General features: G+C 66.8%; 16 protein-coding genes. 14 read left to right on the top strand and 2 right to left on the bottom strand.

Features of this window, described 5'->3' with window-relative positions:
* The 5 genes from metZ (at position 1) to FQK05_RS02990 (ending at position 5876) form a co-directional block, all read left to right on the top strand.
* Positions 1–1182: an O-succinylhomoserine sulfhydrylase gene (gene metZ / locus FQK05_RS03010; RefSeq protein ID WP_158964387.1), complete on the top strand. Its 1182-nt coding sequence runs from the start codon at positions 1–3 to the stop codon at positions 1180–1182.
* 169 nt (positions 1183–1351) lie between these two features.
* Positions 1352–2458: a GTP cyclohydrolase FolE2 gene (gene folE2 / locus FQK05_RS03005; RefSeq protein ID WP_158964386.1), complete on the top strand. Its 1107-nt coding sequence runs from the start codon at positions 1352–1354 to the stop codon at positions 2456–2458.
* Between the two features lie 411 nt (positions 2459–2869).
* Positions 2870–3301 (top strand): hypothetical protein, encoded by a 432-nt coding sequence (locus FQK05_RS03000; RefSeq protein ID WP_158964385.1) that lies wholly within the window; start codon positions 2870–2872, stop codon positions 3299–3301.
* A 16-nt stretch (positions 3302–3317) separates the two neighbouring features.
* Positions 3318–4337 (top strand): hypothetical protein, encoded by a 1020-nt coding sequence (locus FQK05_RS02995; protein WP_158964384.1) that lies wholly within the window; start codon positions 3318–3320, stop codon positions 4335–4337.
* A gap of 87 nt (positions 4338–4424) precedes the next feature.
* Complete coding sequence (locus FQK05_RS02990; RefSeq protein WP_158964383.1) at positions 4425–5876, top strand: TrkH family potassium uptake protein; 1452 nt, start codon at positions 4425–4427, stop codon at positions 5874–5876.
* Between the two features lie 430 nt (positions 5877–6306).
* On the opposite strand, the gene FQK05_RS02985 is transcribed toward FQK05_RS02990, so the two are convergent.
* A complete protein-coding gene (locus tag FQK05_RS02985; RefSeq protein ID WP_158964382.1) occupies positions 6307–8103 on the bottom strand; it encodes a serine protease in 1797 nt (598 codons plus the stop codon).
* A 276-nt stretch (positions 8104–8379) separates the two neighbouring features.
* On the opposite strand from FQK05_RS02985, the gene FQK05_RS02980 reads away from it, so the two are divergent.
* Positions 8380–9327, top strand: coding sequence for a glycine--tRNA ligase subunit alpha (locus FQK05_RS02980; protein ID WP_158964381.1), 948 nt, complete (start codon positions 8380–8382; stop codon positions 9325–9327).
* Between the two features lie 10 nt (positions 9328–9337).
* Here FQK05_RS02980 and FQK05_RS02975 read toward each other — a convergent pair whose 3' ends face one another.
* Positions 9338–9970 carry a MarC family protein gene (locus FQK05_RS02975; RefSeq protein WP_158964380.1) on the bottom strand — a complete coding sequence of 211 codons (633 nt, stop codon included), beginning with the start codon at positions 9968–9970 and terminating at the stop codon, positions 9338–9340.
* A gap of 101 nt (positions 9971–10071) precedes the next feature.
* On the opposite strand from FQK05_RS02975, the gene FQK05_RS02970 reads away from it, so the two are divergent.
* The 8 genes from FQK05_RS02970 to glmM all read left to right on the top strand — a co-directional run bounded on the left by FQK05_RS02970 (position 10072) and on the right by glmM (position 20768).
* Complete coding sequence (locus FQK05_RS02970) at positions 10072–10584, top strand: DUF6446 family protein (protein ID WP_158964379.1); 513 nt, start codon at positions 10072–10074, stop codon at positions 10582–10584.
* A 118-nt stretch (positions 10585–10702) separates the two neighbouring features.
* Positions 10703–11194, top strand: a complete 492-nt coding sequence (locus FQK05_RS02965) for a YbjN domain-containing protein (protein ID WP_158964378.1) — start codon at positions 10703–10705, stop codon at positions 11192–11194.
* A gap of 144 nt (positions 11195–11338) precedes the next feature.
* Positions 11339–13582, top strand: coding sequence for a glycine--tRNA ligase subunit beta (glyS, locus tag FQK05_RS02960; RefSeq protein WP_158964377.1), 2244 nt, complete (start codon positions 11339–11341; stop codon positions 13580–13582).
* A gap of 218 nt (positions 13583–13800) precedes the next feature.
* Positions 13801–16395 (top strand): putative PEP-binding protein, encoded by a 2595-nt coding sequence (locus FQK05_RS02955; protein ID WP_158964376.1) that lies wholly within the window; start codon positions 13801–13803, stop codon positions 16393–16395.
* Between the two features lie 225 nt (positions 16396–16620).
* Positions 16621–17364, top strand: a complete 744-nt coding sequence (locus FQK05_RS02950) for a cell wall hydrolase (protein WP_407644486.1) — start codon at positions 16621–16623, stop codon at positions 17362–17364.
* A gap of 89 nt (positions 17365–17453) precedes the next feature.
* Complete coding sequence (locus FQK05_RS02945) at positions 17454–18395, top strand: dihydroneopterin aldolase (protein ID WP_158964375.1); 942 nt, start codon at positions 17454–17456, stop codon at positions 18393–18395.
* On the top strand, positions 18392–19399 hold the full coding sequence (folP, locus tag FQK05_RS02940; protein WP_158964374.1) for a dihydropteroate synthase: 1008 nt from the start codon (positions 18392–18394) through the stop codon (positions 19397–19399). Before FQK05_RS02945 ends, folP begins: the two co-directional genes overlap by 4 nt.
* 19 nt (positions 19400–19418) lie before the next feature.
* Positions 19419–20768 (top strand): phosphoglucosamine mutase, encoded by a 1350-nt coding sequence (gene glmM / locus FQK05_RS02935; protein WP_158964373.1) that lies wholly within the window; start codon positions 19419–19421, stop codon positions 20766–20768.
* The last annotated feature ends 1 nt before the right edge of the window (position 20769 follow it).

Below are 20769 nucleotides of genomic sequence, written 5' to 3'. Positions count from 1 at the left end.
ATGACCAAGGACTGGAGCCAACGCACCCGATCGGTGCATGCCGGAACCCGTCGCAGCCAGTACGGCGAGCTTTCCGAGGCGATCTTCCTGACCCAGGGCTTCGCCTACGAGAATGCCGAGGCCGCCGAGGCCCGTTTCATCGAATGCGGCGAGGATGAATATATCTACGCCCGCTACGGCAATCCGACCGTGCGGATGTTCGAGGAACGCATCGCCGCCATCGAAGGGGCAGAGGACGCTTTCGCGACGGCCTCGGGCATGGCGGCGGTGTCGGGCGCGTTGATGGCACTTCTGAAGGCCGGGGACCATGTCGTGGCGTCGAAGGCGCTGTTCGGATCGTGCCTTTTCATCCTGGAAAACGTGCTGGGCAAATTCGGGGTCGAGACGACCTTTGTCGATGGCACCGACCTGGCCCAGTGGGAAGCCGCTTTGCGGCCCGACACCAAGGCCGTGTTCTTCGAATCCGTCGCCAATCCGACGCTGGAAGTGGTCGACATCCGCGGTGTGGCGGAACTGGCCCACAAGGTCGGTGCGCTGGTCATCGTCGACAATGTCTTCGCCTCTCCCGTCTTCTCGGACGCGATCGCACAGGGCGCGGATGTGGTGGTCTATTCCGCGACCAAGCACATCGACGGGCAGGGCCGGGTGCTGGGCGGGGTCGTGCTGGGCACGACCGAGTTCATCCGCGGCACCTTCGAGCCCTACATGAAACATGTCGGTGCGGCGCTCAGCCCGTTCAACGCCTGGATCCTGCTGAAGGGCCTGGAAACCATGAGCCTGCGGGTCAACGCCCAGTGCGATACCGCGCAGGCCCTGGCCGAGGCCGCGCTGGACCATCCCAAGGTCGCGCGCGTGTTGTTCCCGGGGCTGCCGGTCCATGCGCAGCACGACCTGGCCACGGCCCAGATGAAACGGCCGGGCACGGTCGTTTCCATCGATCTGGCCGGCGGGCAGGAAGCGGCGTTCCGTTTCATCAACGCCCTGAAGATCGTCAAGATTTCCAACAATCTGGGCGATGCCAAGACCATCATCACCCATCCGGCGACCACCACCCACCAGCGGCTGAAGGAAGAACAGAAGCTGGCGCTGGGGATTACCCGCGGGCTGGTCCGGATCTCTGCGGGGATTGAGGACACGGCCGATATCGTGGCCGACATCGCGCAGGCACTGGAAGCGATCTGAACGGGCTCGGCGCAGTCCGGGGTCATGGCCACGGGCTTCGGGCCCCTTTATTGTGACCCTGTCCGGGCAGGGCCCGGGCAGGGAAACCATTGACTGCGGCGACGGGGGAACCATCTTTTCCCGGTGGCGCCGCAGGTTGGTGGAGGCGCACGGGCGAAGGGGAAGGCCAATGAACGTTCACGTGACGACCGAGGACAGTGCCAACGACGCGCGCCGCATCGGCGAGGCGCTGGAACTTCTGAAGGGCTGGGCCGAACGCGCGGCGCCAGAGGAACTGGCCAAGCTGGATCCCGGCCTGCGCCGCCTGATCGGGGGGGGCGGTGCGGACGGTGCCTATCCGACCTTCTCGCGCGCCTATCCCGACGATTTCGTGGCGGACGGCGCCTATCGCGCCCGGATGCCGGACCTGCAGAACGGGCCGGCCAGCCTGATCCGCGGTGCGCGGCAGACGATCCAGCATGTGGGCATATCCAATTTCCGCCTGCCGATCCGGTTCCATCGCCGCGACGGATCCGACCTGACGCTGGAGACATCCGTGACCGGGACCGTCAGCCTGGAATCCGACCGCAAGGGCATCAACATGTCCCGTATCATGCGCAGCTTCTACCGCCACGCAGAGAAAAGCTTCAGCTTCGAGGTGATCGAGGCGGCGCTGGACGATTACAAGGCCGATCTGGACAGTCTGGATGCGCGGATCCAGATGCGGTTTTCCTTCCCGATGAAGGTGCAAAGCCTGCGTTCCGGGCTGGAGGGCTATCAGTACTACGACATCGCGCTGGAGCTGGTCGAAGCTGCGGGCGTCCGGCGCAAGATCGTGCATCTGGACTATGTCTATTCGTCGACCTGCCCCTGTTCGCTGGAACTGTCCGAACATGCGCGGTCGGAACGGGGGCAACTGGCCACGCCGCATTCGCAACGGTCGGTTGCGCGGATTTCGGTCGCGCTGGAACCCGGTGGCGATTGCCTGTGGTTCGAGGACCTGGTGGAACTGTGCCGGCGGTCGGTGCCGACCGAGACGCAGGTGATGGTCAAGCGCGAGGACGAGCAGGCCTTTGCCGAGATGAACGCGGCCAATCCGATCTTTGTCGAGGACGCGGCGCGGCTTTTCTGTGCAGGTCTTCAGGCGGATCCCAGGATCGGCGATTTCCGGGTCGTGGCCAGCCACCAGGAAAGCCTGCACAGCCACGATGCGGTGTCGGTGCTGGTGGAGGGAGAGACCTTCCAGGCGGCCTCGCTGGATCCGAAGCTGTTTTCGACCTTGTTCCACGTCGGCTGACGTCGGCTCGGGGTGCATCTGGGGCCGAGTCGGCCGCACAGGCGGTCCGAATGCACTTGCATCGTGCCCCATTCGGCCCGTCCCGTGCGGATTATTGCCGAGTCGGCAGCCGCGGTCCCCGGCGGAACCCTGCCGGAGCCGCCCTGCCATCCGTGGTGCGATCTGGGGTAACGGCATGACCCGGCGCGACAAAACCGGCTCTCGCGAATGTGACGGCACAAATGGCCCGCCAAAACGTTTACGCCGCAGTGCAGCATTTCCTGCTGCATTTGCGAAGGCGATGGGATATGGTCAGGTCAAGGACGTCGAAGCTGGCACGTGGCGCCCCGGGTATGGCCGCGGGCACAACCGCGCTGACGGGCCCTGGCGTGAAAGTGACCGTTTCATTCCCGTCCGGAAGGAGCGAGCACAATGTGGACGAGTATGTTCGATGTCGGTCCCGGCCGGCTTATGGTCGGTACGCTCGACTCGATGCGCCTGGGTTGGGCGATCACGCGACTGGCAGAGGATGCCCGAACGGTCATTGCCATCAGGATAATGGGCCTGTCGGGCCTGCTGACGCTGCCGCAGGGCGAAAGCACCGAGATGGTGCGCGAAAAGATGCCGGCCGTGGTCGAAAGCGCCACCGCTGCCGCGTTGACTGCATGGACCGGTGCCGACGTGCCCAGGATCTGGCTGGCGACGCTTGAACCTTTTCAGGCGGGTGCCCAGTCGAACCGGGAACGGCTTGCCGGCCAGACCCGCAGCGAAATCGCCCCGGCCACGACGGCGTTCCCTGACATGGCCGCGGGCAGCATGATCGACCATCAGACGGACCAGAAGACTGTCACTGTCCGCACATAAACGGAGTAGACGCGCAATGTCCCCCCTGAAGACGCCTTTAGAATTCCACACCAGTTGCCTGCGCATGGCCAGCTACGCGATGAATGCCCAGATGCGCCTGATGCAGGCGGTCACGCGTTCGGCTCTGCAGGCGCAGTCGGCCTCGATGCGGACGTTGTCCGCAAAGACCGGTACGCCGGCCGCCCTGCTGTCCAAGGCCGCGGCGGACAAGACGGCCGGGGCTGCGCCCCAGCCCCAGCCTGAAGCCACCCCGCCGGCCGAGCCGGACGATGTCCCGCCCACGCCCGAGGCTGCGCTGCTGCAGGAAGATGACCCGGTCCTGTCCGACACGATGAGCAAGCCCGAGGACGGGGATATGCCCCCGGCACCCAAGGTTGCGGCCCAGACGGAAGACCGGACGGACGACCAGACGGAAACGACGTCCGCTGCCGCCGGCACCGGGGACGAAGACGTCCCGCCCACGCCCGAGGCGGCGCTTCTGCAAGAAGACGACCCGGTCCTGTCGGACACGATGAGCAAGCCCGGGGCCGAGGATACGTCCCCGGCACCCAGGCCGGCGAAACAGACAGCAGACCGGACGGACGATGCGCCCGCGGCGTCTGGCTCCGGGGCCGCTGCAGGGGACGTCCCTCCGTCGCCCGAAGCGGCGTTGCTCGGGGAAGACGACCCCGTCCTGTCGGACACCAAGACCGCGCCGGAACCGGAAGCGGCGCCGCGTCGCACCCCCGAAGCCAAGGCCGCGCCTGCGACGGCCAAGTCCGGTCCCGCGCGCAAAGCCGCGGCCGGGAGCCCGGCCGCGAAAACGACCGCGGAGCCCGCTGCCAAACCCGCGTCCCCCAAACCCGTGAAGCCGCGCGCCAAACCCGCGGCGGCCAGACCTGCAAGCGCCCGGGCGGCTGCCAAGCCCAAGCCCGCGGCCAAGCCGCGACCTGCCGTGAAGGCCAAGCCCCAGGGTGCCAGGGCCGACGGCGGGGCAAGGCCCGCGCCGCGACCGGGCGCCCGGACGAACAAGCCGACAGGCCCGGACAAGGGCTGACACGGAACAGACACGGGACCCTGACGAAGCGGCTGGCGCGGACGCGCCGGCTTGACAGGGGCAGGGACCCGCGCCAAGGCTCTCGCCATGCCGGACCTGCGCCCTGTCGGATATGTCATCGGCCTTTTGGTCACCATCCTGGGCGCAACCATGGTTGTGCCCCTGATCGTGGATTTGATGGAAGGCACGGGTCACTGGACCGTCTTCCTGGAAAGCATGCTGATCACGGTCTGCTTCGGGGTCCTGATCGCCACCGCCTGCGCCAATGGCGTGAAGGAGGGGCTGACGATCCAGCAGACCTTCCTTGTCACCACGCTGGTCTGGGTGGCGCTGCCGGTCTTCGGGGCGCTGCCGCTGGTGCTGGGTGAAACCGACCTGCGCTATGTCGATGCCTTCTTCGAGGCGATGTCGGGCCTGACCACGACCGGCGCCACGGTCCTGTCGGGGCTGGAATCCCTGCCCAAGGGCCTGCTTCTGTGGCGCGGCATCCTGCAGTGGCTGGGCGGAATCGGGATCGTCGTCGTGGCCATGGTGTTCCTTCCCGAACTGCGCGTCGGGGGCATGCAGATCTTCCGGGCCGAGGCCTTCGACACCTTCGGCAAGATCCTTCCCCGCGCAGCCCAGATCGCGTCGCGCATTTCCGTCATTTATGTCAGCCTGACGGTCATCTGCGCGCTGGCCTATTCGGCCGCCGGTCTGAACGCCTTCGACGCGGTCGTCCACGCGCTGACCACGATGTCGACGGGGGGGCTGTCGAACTACGACAACTCCTTCGCCGTGCTGCCGCCGGCCGCGGAATACGTGGCTGTGGTCTTCATGCTGCTGGCGGCCCTGCCGTTCACCCGCTATGTCCAGCTGGTCGCCGGATCGGCCCAGCCGCTGCTGCACGACACGCAGGTGCGCGGCGTCCTGATGACCCTGGCCACGATCGTCGTGGTTCTGACCCTGTGGCTGATGCCCGACACGCGGGAAGGCGAGTTCTTCGAGACCTTCCGCCGCGTCCTGTTCAACGTCACATCGCTGCTGACCGGGACAGGGTATGCCAGCGACAATTACATGGAATGGGGCAACTTCCCGGTGATGATCATGTTCTTCACCGGGCTGATCGGCGGCTGCGCCGGTTCGACGGCCTGTTCGATCAAGATCTTCCGCTACCAGCTGCTGATCGCCTCGATCCGTTCGCAGATCCAGAAGATCCGTTCGCCCCACGGGATCTTCACGCCGCGCTTCCAGGGCCGGCCGGTGACGCAGGACGTCCTGACCTCGGTCATGTCGTTCTTCGTGTTCTTCATCGTCTCGATGGGGGCGGTGGCCTGGGCACTGAGCTTCACGGGGCTGGATTTCATCACCTCCGTCTCGGGCGCGGCGACCGCGCTGGCCAATATCGGCCCGGGCCTTGGGGACGAGATCGGGCCAGCCGGCAATTTCGGCGGCCTGAACGACACCGCGAAATGGATCCTGAGCGGCGCGATGCTGGTCGGCCGGCTGGAGTTGATGGTCGTCTACACGATCCTGACCGTGCGTTTCTGGCGCGTCTGACGGGCCGGGGACCATGCCGTCCGGACAGTGCCCGAGGCTGCCCTCCCGGGTTCAGATGCGGCTGCGAATGCCCGGCACAACGGGCAGGTGCCGGGCCGGTCCCGGTCCGCTGCAGGGCTGCACGCCGTAGGGTGCGTGCAGTGCACACACCGGACCTTTTGAGATCCAACAGACCTTGCAGTGTGCCGCCCGCGTCCCGGTACAGCGCAACTGTGTTCGGCCCGGGTCATGGCTCCACGCCGTAGGGTGCGTGCTCCGCTCCGCTCGCACCGTCCGCTTCAACGCCGAAGAGACGTCGGAGTGTGGCGCCGGCGTCCACGAACAGCGCCCCTATGTCCGGCCTGCATCAGCCCGACGCCGTGGGGCGCGTGCTCTGCATGCCTCCTGACAAGCGAAGGGACCCGGACGCGCCGGATCCCCCGGAAACCGGTCAGTCCCAGCAGCCGACCAAGGCCGTCATGCCAATGGCCTTGCGCGCCAGCAGGTCTGAAGGCAGGTTTTCCTGTCCAACGGCGGGGCGCTGTGCACTCAGCCCGGCCTGTCCCAGGATCCGGGTCACGGTCTGGGCATTGACCGCCAGGCTGACATTTTCGGGCAGGCGCCGGGCGTCGGACTTGGCCAGGACGATCCCCACCACCGCGCCGGTCAGGTCCAGCACCGGTCCGCCGGCATCGCCATCGCGGGTCTGCAGGTCCAGCCGCAAAAGCTCGTTCGACCCGGTGGGCCCGCGTACGTCAGCCACCGTCCCGAAGGTCAGGGACGGTGCGCCCAGCACGCCGCCGAAGGAATAGCCCGACACGGCGACGTCGCCGCGGAGCCGCGGGGGCGCGATGTCGAATTCCGCCACGTTCATCGGGGCCAGCGCCTGTTCCGGCCGCAGGATCGCGAGGCCCAGATCGTTGTCCTGCGCGATGATGCGCGCGGGGAAGCGTTCGTCCAGCGTGATGCGGCCGCACTGGGCCACCGCCTCGGCCGTGGTCATCACGGCGCCGGTCCGATCGACGAAGACACCCGACCGGGAATGTTTCGGCCGCCGGATTTCCAGCCCCGAGACAAGGTTTACCCGCTGTTCGCGATCCGCGCCCGCGGCCGGATCCAGCGTGCCGGGCAGCCGTTCGAAACTGCCCCGCATCTCGGCCAGGACCCGTTCGCGGCGGGCCTCGTCGCCCGCGGGCCAGACCAGCATGAAGCCCTTGATCTCGCCGTTTTCCAACGTGACTTCGGTGAACGAGACGATCCGGGCATTGCGGCCCTCGATGGTGAAGGCATCGCGCGACCGGTCGCGCGGGCCCTGCGCCGGCACGGCTTCCAGCGTCTGGAGAATGTCGTAAAGGCCATAGAGCGAGGCACGGTCGCCTTTCTGGCTGATCAGCACGACCTGCGCGCCGGGAACGGATCCGGTAGCGTCATAATGCGAGAACGGCGCCTCGTGATAGCCGAATTCGACCGCGCCGAGGGGCATCTGGATGGCGATTCCGGCGTCGAGATCGGCGACCCGTTCCATGCCGACGCTGTTCAGGGGCGCGTTGTAGGCCTCCATCAACTCGGCCCGCTGGCGGGTGGTCAGGATGCCGGTGCCGTCATAGCCGCGCAAGAACTGCCAGTCGCGCATCGCGCCGCGGGTTCCGGGGCCGAAGGCGCCGTCGATGCCTGCGTTATAGACCCCTTCTGCATGGAGCGCGCGTTGCAGGTCCATCCGTTCCTCGGCGGTCAGCAGGCGTTCGCCGCGCAGCGCCTCGGCCCGGGTTTCCTCGGGCAGGGTGGTCTGGGGGGCGGGCTGGGCCCGCGGCTGCGCAGGTGTCTGCTGCGTCGTGGCGGCGGCATCGTCAACTGGCGCCAAGGTGCCGGGCAGGGCCTGCGACACCGGCCAGAACCGTTGCCCCAGGGCACCCGCGGCGGTCAGATAGCTGTCGCGCGGCACGCGGCCGGTGTTCAGGTATTCCTGCAGACGTCGGACGGCCTCGTCCGGGCGATAGGGCCCCAGAAGGATGCCGTACCAACCATTCCCAAGGTCGAACCCGTTCACGTCCGCCAGCGTGCGGGCATAGTCCTGCGCGCGCGTCTGTCCCAGCGTCAGGCTGGGCAGGGATTCGATCTGGATCCAGGCCGTGGCATCGGGATCAGCCGCATTGCCGGTCTGTGCCAGTACGGGTTGCGACACCCAGAGGAAAATCAAAATCGCGATCGCCGCAGCCCGGTGAAGGCTTCGCGTCAGTTCTGCTCTCATGCCCGCCTCGTCCTGTTGTCCGACACCTTTGCCTGCGTCGATACCCCAGCCATTGCCTGTGCGTCCAAAGTCGTCAAGTCATTGAAAACCCCACCGCTGGATTGGCGCAACAGCTGTCCATCATGGGATTCCGGACTTCGCACCGGCCGGATCCCGCCGCGGTTGCACCGTCCGCCGCGTGATCGGCGCCAGAAGCCGCGTTGACCACGCCGGGCGCTCTGCCTAGGAAGGGGCCGACCGCGCGCGCTGCCAGGCGCCACCAGAGGACGACAGGACATGCCCGAGACCCCGACCCAGACCACCCCGCGTTCGTTCCAGGACATCATCCTGCGCCTGCAGGGGTACTGGGCGTCGAAGGGCTGCGCGATCCTGCAGCCCTATGACATGGAGGTCGGCGCCGGCACTTTCCACCCGGCCACGACGCTGCGGGCGCTGGGGGCGAAGCCCTGGGCCGCGGCCTATGTCCAGCCCTCGCGCCGTCCGACCGACGGGCGCTATGGCGACAGCCCGAACCGCTGGCAGCACTATTACCAGTACCAGGTCATCATCAAGCCCAGCCCCCCCGACCTGCAGGAGCTGTATCTGGGCTCGCTCGACGCCATCGGCATCGACACCGCGTTGCACGACATCCGCTTTGTCGAGGACGACTGGGAAAGCCCGACGCTGGGTGCCTGGGGCCTGGGATGGGAAGTCTGGTGCGACGGGATGGAGGTCAGCCAGTTCACCTATTTCCAGCAGGTCGGCGGCCATGACTGCCACCCGGTGTCCGGGGAACTGACCTATGGTCTGGAACGTCTGGCCATGTATGTGCTGGGCTATGACGACGGCAACAAAATGCCCTTCAACGATCCGCAGGACCCGATCCCGCTGACCTATGGCGACGTCTTCCAGGAGGCCGAGGCACAGTACGCGCGCTGGAACTTCGACGTGGCCAACACCGAAATGCTGATGCGCCATTTCGAGGATGCCGAGGCGGAATGCCAGGCGATCCTGTCCCATCCCCATGTCGACCCGAAGACCGGGCGGCGGATCGTGATGGCGCTGCCGGCGTACGACCAGTGCATCAAGGCCAGCCATCTGTTCAACCTGCTGGACGCGCGCGGCGTGATTTCCGTCACCGAACGGCAGGCCTATATCGGACGGGTGCGGGCGCTGGCCAAGGCCTGCGCCGACGCCTTCGTCCAGACGGATGCGGCCACGGGTGCCTCTGGTGCCGCGGCCTGACACCCTTTCGTCAGGCCAGGCCCGGCAGCAGCGTCTTCAGCCCATCCAGGATCATCTCGATCGCGATGGCGGTCAGGATCATGCCCATCAGGCGGCTCATGATCACGCGGGCGGTTCCGGACAGGTGCCGCGCCAGCAGGGGCGCGTTGTAGAAGACCAGGAACAGCACCGCCACGAGGCCGACGAAGATCCCGGCAAAGATGGCCAGGTTCGGGACGGTCTTGGCCTGTCCGGCGAACAGGACCAGCGTCGTGATGGTGCCCGGACCCACGATCATGGGGAAGGTCATCGGATAGAAGGCCACGGAATCCGCGCCCGGGAACGTCGCCTTTTCGTCCTCGCTGCCCCCGTGGGTGGCGCTTTGTTCGCCATGAAGCATGTTGAGCGCGATCATCAGGACGACCAGGCCGCCGGCGACGCGGAAATCCTCGATGTTGATCCCGAACAGTTTCAGGATCTGGGTGCCCGCCACGGCGCAGATGCCGCCCATGATCAGCGTGTAGATCGCGACCTTGACTGCCACCTGGCGCTGCACCGCCAGACTGGCCCCGTCGGTGATGGACAAAAAGATCGGCAGGTTCGTGATCGGATTCATGATCGCAAACAACGCGCCGAAGAACTTAACAGCAAATGTGGGGTCCATCGGACTATGGGTCTCCATTGGCAGGAACTTGCCGAGGCAGGCTATGTCAGGGCACACCCGGCCCGCAAGCCGGCAATCCGTCAGGTTCGGGGGATCATGGGATGAACGGAAAGATTTTCGCAGCCATCATCGTTCTGGTGGCGGCCGTCGCGGGCGGGCTGCTTTATTACATGCAGGTCTACTATTATTACTTCCCCCTGCCGGAAGAGTCCCAGGTTATGCTGGTCGCCCGCGACAGCGGTGAAAGGGAAGCGGTGCCTGTGACCGGTTTCCAGGGGATCGATGCAACCAGCTCTCCGCTGCGCTATCGCGCGTGTTTCACCGTGGGCGAGGCTCCGCAGGTCCTGGCCGACCGGTTCGAGACGCTGGAACGGCACGACCCCCGCATCTCGCCCGGCTGGTTTGACTGCTTCGACGCGGCCGAAATCGACGCGCTGGTGACCGAAGGTCGCGCCCAGACCTTCCTGGGCGGCAAGAACGTGGCCTATGGTGTCGACCGCATTGTGGTCATTGCCGAGGACGGCCGGGGTTTTGCCTGGAACGACCTGAATCATTGTGGCGACAAGGCCTATGACGGCACCGTCGTGGGAGAGGAGTGCCCGCCCCACGACTGACCCGGGGGCAGGGCGGGCGATGGCCCCGTGACAGGGGCGATCCCCTTCTGGTAGAACGACCTTCCGGCCGTATCCCATTGCGCGGCCGCGCCTGTGCCGCCGGGGAACATGCCAAGACATGTCGAGCCTGCCGATGTTCATGATGAACGTGATCGCCGCCACCAGCCTGGCCGCGGGGCAGATACCCGTGGGCGGCGACCCCGACCGCGCGCAGGACATCATCACCGGCTCTGACGTCGACAGCATCCGCAACATCGCTTCGGCATATGGCAAGGTCTACCAGTCCGAAGACAAGAGCGGCGACCCGAAGCTTGTGGGCCGCATGAACGGCGCGCGCTACATCGTCTATTTCTACGGCTGCAAACGGCACACGGACTGCGACTCGATCCAGTTCTATTACGGGCTGTCCAGCAACAAGGATTACACCCAGACGGTGGACGACTGGAACCGGACCATGCGCTTTGCCACCGCGTCCATCGACGAGGACGGCGATCCGGTGCTGACCATGGACGTGACGCTGGTGGGCGGGTTGACGCGCGCCAACATGACCGACTGGTTCGACCTTTTCGATCTGCAGATGGGCGACTTTCGCGGGCGTCTGCTGGACTGACCCGACACTGATGCCATCGGCCCCGTGTATCGGACCCGTGTCACGCGACGCAGTGCCGGTGCCGCTTGCGCTGGACCCCGGTCCGTGCCGTCGTTATCTAGCGGGGCGAATGAAGGCTCCAACCAAGGCGAGCGTAACCGACCCATGCCCGATCTGCTGATTGAACTCTTTTCCGAGGAAATTCCCGCCCGCATGCAGCGCGGCGCGGCGGACGATCTGAAAAAGCGGATGACGGACGGTCTGGTCGAGGCCGGTCTGACCTATGCCCATGCCGGCACCTTCACCACGCCGCGCCGTCTGGTGCTGGCGGTGGAAGGGCTGCTGGACGCGTCCCCCACCGTGAAGGAAGAACGCAAAGGTCCCAAAGTCGGCGCACCGGACAAGGCGATCGAGGGCTTCCTGCGCGGTGCCGGTGTCACGCGCGACGCGCTGGAGGAACGCGACACGCCGAAGGGCGCCGTCTATTTCGCCACCGTCACCCGCCAGGGCCGTCCCGCGGCCGAGATCGTGGCCGAGGTGCTGGAACAGGTGATCCGCACATTCCCCTGGCCGAAATCCATGCGCTGGGGCGATGGATCGCTCCGCTGGGTGCGCCCGCTGCGGTCGATCCTGTGCCTGATGGTGCGCGAAGACGGGGCCACGGTGGTGCCGCTGGACATCGACGGCATCGTGGCCGGCGACAAGACCGAAGGCCACCGCTTCATGGCGCCGGGGCAGATCGCCGTGCGGAACTTCGACGATTATGCCGCGCAACTGAAGCGCGCCTTCGTAATGCTGTCGCACGAGGAACGGGCCGAGCATATCCGCGCGGATGCGGAAAACCTGGCCTTCGCCGCGGGTCTGGACGTGGTCCAGGACAAGGGTCTTCTGGACGAGGTCGCGGGCCTGGTCGAATGGCCGGTCGTGCTGATGGGCGAGATCGACGAGACCTATCTGGACCTGCCGCCGGAGGTGCTTCAGACCTCGATGCGGGAACACCAGAAGTTCCTGTCGGTGAAGAACCCCAAGACGGGGCGGATCGAACGGTTCGTCACGGTCGCGAACCGCGAGACGGCGGACAATGGCGCCACGATCCTTGCGGGCAACAGGAAGGTTCTGTCGGCACGCTTGTCCGATGCCAAGTTCTTCTGGGACAACGACCTGCGCGTGGCGAAGGCCGGGATGGACGACTGGACCACCGCGCTGGAGCGCGTGACCTTCCACAACAAGCTGGGCAGCCAGGGCGAACGGATCGCCCGCATCGCGGCACTGGCGGGCGAGCTGGCGGCCGTGACGGGCGCCGATGCCGGCAAGGCCGCGGTGGCTGCCAAGCTGGCCAAGGCCGACCTGAGCTCGGAAATGGTCTATGAATTCCCCGAACTGCAGGGGCTGATGGGCCGCTATTACATCGAGGCCGCAGGGCAGGGCGCCGATGTCGCCGCCGTGGCGCAGGAGCATTATTCGCCGCTGGGTCCGTCCGACGACGTGCCGACCGCGCCCCTGTCGGTGACGGTCGCGCTGGCCGACAAGCTGGACACGCTGACCGGCTTCTGGTCGATCGACGAGAAACCCACCGGGTCCAAGGATCCCTTCGCCCTGCGCCGTGCCGCGCTGGGGGTGATCCGGCTGATCCTGACCAATGACCTGCGGTTGAGCCTTGATCGGTTCTTCGACAGCCAGCTTCTGCGCCACGAGATCCACCAGATGGAGGAGGCCAGCGCGGCAGAGATCGCGGCGCTGGAACAAGTGGCCGACCAGATCGCGCATCACGGCGTCTTCGGCGCTGCCTTCGATGCCGTTCTCGCGGCTCTGAGCGGCAAGGACGTCGCCACCGGCGACGGCACGGTCCTGGGCCGCGTGGCCGGGGAATTGCCGGACCGCAGCGTCGACCTGCTGGCCTTCTTCCACGACCGCCTGAAGGTCCACCTGCGCGAACAGGGGATCCGGCACGACATCATCGACGCCTGCATCGCGATGCCCGGCAATGACGACCTGGTGCTGCTGGTGAAACGGGCCGAGGCGCTGGCGCAGGTCATGGGGACCGAGGACGGGGTGAACCTGCTGCAGGGCTTCAAGCGGGCGAACAACATCCTGACCCAGGCGGAAGAGGCCGACGGGGTGTCCTATTCCTTCGGCGCCGATGCCAAGCTGGCCGAGACCGAGGCCGAAAAGGCGCTGTTCGTGGCGCTGGACGCGGCGGAGGCGGCGATCAAGCCGGCGCTGGCGGCCGAGGATTTCCCGGCGGCGATGGCGGCGATGGCGGGGCTGCGCGGTCCGGTCGATGCGTTCTTCACCGAAGTGCAGGTGAACGCGGAAAACCAGATCCTGCGGCGGAACCGGCTGAACCTTTTGAACCAGATCAGCGATACCTGCATGCGAATCGCCGACCTGACCCGCATCGAGGGCTGAGGCAGGCCAACGCCGCCGGCCGCGCATCCGCGACCGGGCCGGCCCGCCCGCCGCCCCCTCGCGCAGGCCGTGCGGCCTGCGCGACCGCTCCGGTCGCAGGCACCCGGCCGGTGTTCGGCTATGGGTTGATTTTATTAAGATTTGAGCAGACACTACCGGCCGAGGACCGCCGATACCTCCTGTGGCAACGATGCTGCGCCCGCAGAAATTCTTGCGTCATGGCAATCCGCTCGTATTGTCCGCATCCACAGAGGAATCGGCCATTGCTGGACAACCCCAACACAACGCTGATCACGCCCACGGCGGCCATGGCGGCCGATACCCATGGTGGCCGTGCGAAGTGTCTGCAGCGACTGATCCGCATGGGCCTGCCCGTGCCGACGACGGTCGCCCTGAACTTTGCTGCGGTCAGCGCCATCGCGCGGGGCGAGATGCCGGATCTGAAAGGTATCCTGGCAGAGTTCGAACCGGGCACGCTTCTGTGCGTGCGCCCGTCGTCGGAAGACCCCGACTGGGGCGGGCCGGGCGCGATCCTGAATGTCGGCATGAACGACGAGCGCCGCACTGCACTGGCCAGGACGCTGGGCAAGACGGCGGCCGAAACGCTCTATATCCGCTTCGTGCGCGCCTATGCGACCCATGTCGCGCGGCTTGACCCGGACGAATTCGACGATGCGTCGGACATGAACGGCGACCGGGCGAAGGCGCTGGACCGGATCCTGCAGGCCTACGAGGACGAGGCCGAAGAGCCCTTCCCGCAGGACCCGGCCAAGCAGCTGGGTGCCGTGCTTCGGTCGATGGCGCGGGCCTGGGAAGGCACGACCGCCCGCCTGCTGCGGCAGGCCAAGGGGGCGCCGGCCGATGCCGGCTTGGGTCTGGTCGTGCAGGAGATGATCCCGGGCGTCGGGCAGGGCGAATGCGGATCGGGCGTCCTGCAACTGGTCGATCCGGTGCTGGGCCTGCCGCAGGTCACCGGCCGCTATCTGAGCCAAAGCCAGGGCCGGGATGCGCTGGCCCCGGGTCGCGGCGCGATCTATCTGGCGCGGGACAACCGCGGTTCGTCGCTGGAGGAAGTGGCGCCCGAAGCCTTCGCGCAGATCAAGGATTACGCCGGGCAGATGCGCGTCCGCCTGCGGGAAGAGATGCAGGTCGAATTCGTCGTCGCCAGCGGCCAGGTCCATATCCTGGACGGCGTGCGGGTTCAGGCCTCGCCCCGGGCGCGGCTGCGGATCGCGGTGCGCCTGGCCGAAGACGGGATCATCGAAAAGAACGACGCCGTCCTGCGGGTCGAACCCAAGGCACTGAACGAACTTCTGCACCGGCAGGTCGATCCGCGTGCACCGCGGGACCTGTTCGGGCGCGGCATCGCCGCCAGCCCCGGTGCCGCCACCGGCCGGATCGTGTTCGAGGCGAACGATGCACTGGCCGCCAAGGCGCGGGGCGAGGCCTGCGTGCTGGTGGTCCGCGAAACCTCGCCCGAGGACGTGCGCGGGATGCACGCCGCGGCGGCTGTCCTGACGGAAAAGGGCGGTATGACCAGCCACGCCGCCGTGATCGGTCGCGGTTTGGGGCTGCCCTGCGTGGTGGGCGCGTCCGAACTGCACTTCCACATGGCCAAGCACCGTCTGGTCGCGCCGAACGGGCGGATCCTGAAGGCCGGTGACATCATTACCGTCGACGGCTCCACCGGAGAGGTTCTGGCGGGCGAGCCGGCGATGCTCGAGGCCTCGCTCGACGACAGTTTCCAGACGCTGATGTCCTGGGCCGACGCGGCCCGCGATATCGGCGTGCGTGCCAATGCGGATACGCCGGCCGATGCGCAGACGGCGCGGAATTTCGCGGCCGAAGGCATCGGTCTGTGCCGGACCGAACACATGTTCTTCGATCCCGGCCGGCTGATCGTCATGCGCGAGATGATCTTTGCCGAAACGCCCGGTGACCGGGCGACCGTGCTGGAACGGCTGCTGCCGATGCAGCGGGACGATTTCGTCCAGCTGTTCCGCATCATGGAAGGCCAGCCGGTCTGCATCCGCCTGTTCGACCCGCCGCTGCACGAATTCCTGCCCGCCACGCGCGCTGGCCAGCGCGATCTGGCCGAGGCGCTGGACATCCCCCTGAGCGATGTCATCCGGCGGGTGGAGCAGATGACCGAATACAACCCCATGCTGGGCCTGCGCGGTGTGCGGCTGGGCGTGACGGTTCCCGAGATCTATGACATGCAGGCCCGCGCCATCTTCGAAGCGACGCTGGAGGCCAGCCGCGCGGGCGAACCCGTCGTGCCCGAGGTGATGATCCCCCTGGTCAGCGCCAAGCGCGAGGTCGAACTGGTCAAGGCGCGAATCGATGCCGTCGCCGCGGCCGTGAAGGCCGAGAAGGGGAAGGACTTCGACTATCGCCTTGGGGTCATGGTCGAGACGCCAAGGGCGGCCCTGAGGGCCGCAGACATCGCGCCGCACACCTCTTTCCTGAGTTTCGGGACCAACGACCTGACCCAGATGACCTATGGCCTGTCGCGCGACGACGCGGGGCGGTTCATGTCAACCTATGTCCAGCGCGGCGTCTTCCCCGAAGACCCGTTCCACGTCCTGGATCACGACGGTGTCGGAGAGCTTCTCCGCATCGGTGCCGAACGCGGAAGGCAAGGAAATCCAAACATTTCGCTGTCAATCTGCGGCGAACATGGCGGCGATCCGGATTCGATCGCCTTCTGCCGCTCTGCCGGCTTCACCTACGTCTCGTGTTCGCCGTTCCGGGTGCCCGTCGCCCGTCTGGCGGCCGCCCAACTGGCCATCCGGTCGCCGGGCAAGGCGTAATCTGGGGACCTGAATCATGTTCCGAATGCAGACACGCCCACCGGGCGGCGGGAATCCGCTGCCTGCGAGGGGCGCCAGAGGAAGACGGGGCGGCTGCTTTATGTTACCAGCCCGCCGGAGTATCGCACAGGGTGGTGTTCATCGCGCAGGCAGAGCCGACACAAGATTGGTCCACGCGCACGAGTGTTTCGGTTTCGACGTGTGATGGGGAGAACGAATTTGGCAATGGTTATTGCGCTGGCATTGGCCGCGCTTTTCAAGGCACCGGCCGCTTATGCCGCCGATACAGATCTTCAGGGGCTTTTCCAGCGGGAAGAGCAGATCCTGGCCACGATGTCCGATGCGCGCATGCGCGAGATGATGGGCACCGGCACGGCAGAAGAAATCCTTGCGGCGTCCAGGGCGCCGAGTTTCGCGACGACAGATGCGCCATCGAAGGTGGCAAAGACCAAGGGCAAGACCGGTGGGGGCTGGCCGTGGTCGAAGAAGAACAAGACCCCGGATCCGGCGCCGGTGTCCTATTCGCGTGAATGGCTGAACGCCCAGCCCGCCGCTGATGGCGGGGCCGACTGGCAGTGCCTGTCCGAAGCCCTGTATTTCGAAGCGCGCGGAGAATCCGTGAAAGGCCAGTTCGCCGTGGCCGAGGTCATCCTGAACCGTGTGAAATCGGCGAAGTTCCCGAATTCCGTCTGCGGCGTGGTCCGGCAGGGCAGCCGCAAGCTGCACCAGTGCCAGTTTTCCTATTACTGCGACGGCCGGGCCGAGGTGTTCAACGAAAAGGGCGCCTATGCCCAGGTGAAGAAGGTCGCGCGCGCGGCCCTGGACGGGACGGCCGAACCGCTGACCGGCGGCGCCACGTTCTATCATACCAAGAACGCACGGCCGAGGTGGTCGAAGGTGTTCCAGAAGACCGCCAATATCGGCGTTCACGTCTTCTATCGTCCGAACTACCGTACGGCCAGCAACTGAGCGGACACCGCGTCGTTCCGCGGGCTTGATGTCCGCGGTGATCCCCGGTCAGGCCTGCTGTGACCGTAAGCAGAACCGGGGACAATCCCATGAGTGACGACGTGAAGCTGGCCTTCGCCCATCCGTCTCAGCGTGCCGCAGCCATGGCCGCGCCGGGACCTCACGATCAGGGGCCGCTGGACCGGATCTCGCTGCGCGACCATGTGGTCGAGGTCGAGATCGGCGCCTTTCAGGCGGAACGGGGCACCCGGCAGCGGATTTCCTTCGACATCGCGGTCGAGGTGCGCCCCGTCGCTGCCCCCGTCGACGACGATGTCGACCGTATCCTGTCCTACGACAAGATCGCCGAGGCCATCGCGCACGAGCTGGAAGCCGAACGGTTGAACCTGTTGGAGACGTTGGCCGAACGCGTGGCGGACCGGATCCTGCTGGAACCGCAGGCGATGCGTGTCTTCGTCCGGATCCAGAAGCTGGACCGCGGCCCCGGTGCGCTGGGGGTGGAAATCGTGCGCGCCCGCAGCGCAGAGCCCCATGGTCCCGTGCACGAGACGGACATCGCGCCGCGGATCGTCTTTCTGTCCAATGCCGCCATCGCGTCCGGGCATCTGGGCCACTGGATCGACCGGCTGGAGGCCGAGGCCGCGCCGACGATCCTGTGTGTGGGGCGTGCCGGTATCCTGCGTCCTGAAACGGGCCATGTGATGACCCAGCGCCGGATCGACCTTCTGGCCATCGAACAAAACGCCTGGGTCCTGGCCTCGCGCGATCCGCGCTGCGTCGTCGTGGCGACGCGGACGGAACTGGACTGGGCGATGAAGCATGGCCAGATCAGCGTCTGGGCGCCGTCGAAGATCGTGCTGGACGCCGTGAACGGTCCGCCAAAGACCTTGCCCGACGACCTGTCGCTGGTGACCTGGTTCGCCAGCACCTATGGCGTGACCGAGGTTCTGGCCATTGGCGCGGACGCGGTCGACAGTGCCGGGGACGGGGTCGCCGTCACGTCGCGTCCGGCAGGAGCCGACGCGGTATGACCTGCTTCAGACCGATCCCGACACCGGACGCGGCGCTGGCCACGGCCGGGGCCCGGCCGCTGGCCGGACTGCCGCTGACCTTCACCCATGCCGAACGGCTGGACCGCGGGGGCGCGCGCCCCGGTCCGCTGGTTCCGGCCGGGGATCTGCCTGTGGACCTGCTGGACCGGCTGACGGCGCCCCGGGTTCCGGTCGCGGGCATCGCCATGGACGCGCCCGCGATCATGGGCGTCCTGAACGTGACACCCGACAGCTTTTCCGACGGTGGCCGCTTCATCGACCCCGAGGTCGCCGTGGCGCAGGCGCTGGCCATGCAGGAAGCCGGTGCCGCGATCGTCGATATCGGCGGCGAATCCACGCGTCCCGGCTCGGCCGAGGTGCCGATGGAGGAGGAGATCGCCCGCACCGCCCCGGTCATTGCCGCGCTGCGCCACGCGGCGCCGGGCCTTCCGATTTCCATCGACACGCGCAAGGCCGCGGTGGCAGAGGCCGCGATCGGGGCAGGGGCCACGCTGGTCAACGACGTGTCGGGCTTTGCATTCGACCCGGCACTGGCGCCCTTGTGTGCCGAGGCCGGGGTGGCGGTCTGCACCATGCACAGCCAGGGCACGCCCGACGTCATGCAGGCGAACCCGACCTATGACGACGTGCTGCTGGATATCTACGACGCACTTGCGGCCCAGGTGGACCGTCTGGGCAGCCACGGCATCCCGCCGGAACGGATCCTTGCCGATCCCGGTATCGGTTTCGGCAAGACCATCGCGCACAACTGCGCCCTGGTGCGGGGCATCGCCCTGTTCCACGGGCTGGGCTGTCCGCTGCTTCTGGGCGTGTCGCGCAAGGGCTTCATCGGCAAGATCGGCCTGGAACCGGTGGCGGACCGCCGGGCGCCGGGGTCCATTGCCGTGGCGCTTGCGGGTATTGCGCAGGGCGTGCAAGTAGTCCGTGTTCACGACGTGGCCGAAACTGCGCAGGCGATCCGCCTGTGGGCCGCTGTAAGGTAAGATCGAAAGGCGCGGGCAGATGCGAAAACTCTTTGGCACCGACGGCGTGCGCGGCACGGCCAACCAGGCGCCGATGACGGCCGAAATGGCGCTGCAGATCGGCGCCGCCGCCGGGCGATACTTCCGGCGTGACGGCAACGGCAACGAACACCGGGTGATGATCGGCAAAGACCCGCGCCGGTCCGGCTACATGTTCGAAACCGCGTTGACCGCGGGGCTGGTCTCGACCGGGATGAACGTCATGCTGATGGGGCCGGTGCCCACACCCGCTGTGGGGCAGATGACGAAATCGCTACGTGCCGACCTGGGCGTGATGATTTCCGCCAGCCACAACCCGGCGGCCGACAACGGCATCAAGTTCTTCGGCCCCGACGGTTTCAAGCTGTCCGACCAGGCCGAGCTGGAGATCGAGACGCTGGTCGAAAGCGGCGTGACCCTGGCACAACCGCAGAACATCGGCTGGGTGCGCCGGATCGACGACGCGCATTACCGCTATGTCGAACGGGTGAAGACCTCGCTGCCGCGGGGCGTGAAGCTGGACGGGCTGAAGGTTGTGGTGGACTGCGCGAACGGGGCCGCCTATCGCGCAGCGCCCGAGGCGCTTTGGGAACTGGGCGCCAAGGTGATACCGGTCGCCGTCAATCCCAACGGGCACAATATCAACCTGAACTGCGGATCGACCCATCCGGAAATGGCGGCGGCCACGGTTCTGCGCGAAGGCGCGGATGTCGGCATCTGCCTGGACGGCGATGCTGACCGGGTGATCCTGATCGATGAAAAAGGGCAGGTGGCGGACGGCGACCAGCTGATGGCGCTTCTGGCGACCCGCTGGGCCAGCGATGGGGTTCTGACCGGGGGCGCGCTGGTCGCGACCGTGATGTCGAACCTGGGCCTGGAACGGTATCTGGAGGCCCATGGCCTGACGCTGGAACGGACGGCGGTCGGCGACCGCTATGTCGTCGAACGGATGCGCGAAGGCGGGTTCAACCTGGGCGGCGAACAGTCGGGCCACATCGTGATGACAGACCACGCCACCACCGGCGACGGGCTGATGGCGGGGCTGCACTTCCTGGCGGAAATGGTGCTGTCGGGCCAGAAGGCCAGCACGCTGGTCCGCCAGTTCGAACCGGTGCCGCAGCTTTTGAAGAACGTGCGTTACGCCGCGGGCACTGCGCCGCTGGACATGCCTGCCGTCCAATCCGCGATCTCCTCGGCCGAGGCGGCGCTGAACGGGCGTGGGCGGCTCTTGATCCGCAAGTCGGGGACCGAACCCCTGATCCGGGTGATGGCGGAGTCCGAAGATCCGGGTCTTCTGGAACGCACCGTCGGCAGCGTCGTCGATGCCGTGACCGAGGCCGCGTCGGCCTGAC

Origin of the sequence: Chachezhania sediminis, assembly GCF_009765275.1 — a bacterium.
Taxonomy (GTDB): domain Bacteria; phylum Pseudomonadota; class Alphaproteobacteria; order Rhodobacterales; family Rhodobacteraceae; genus Chachezhania; species Chachezhania sediminis.
This window is presented reverse-complemented; position numbering and strand designations above follow the sequence as displayed.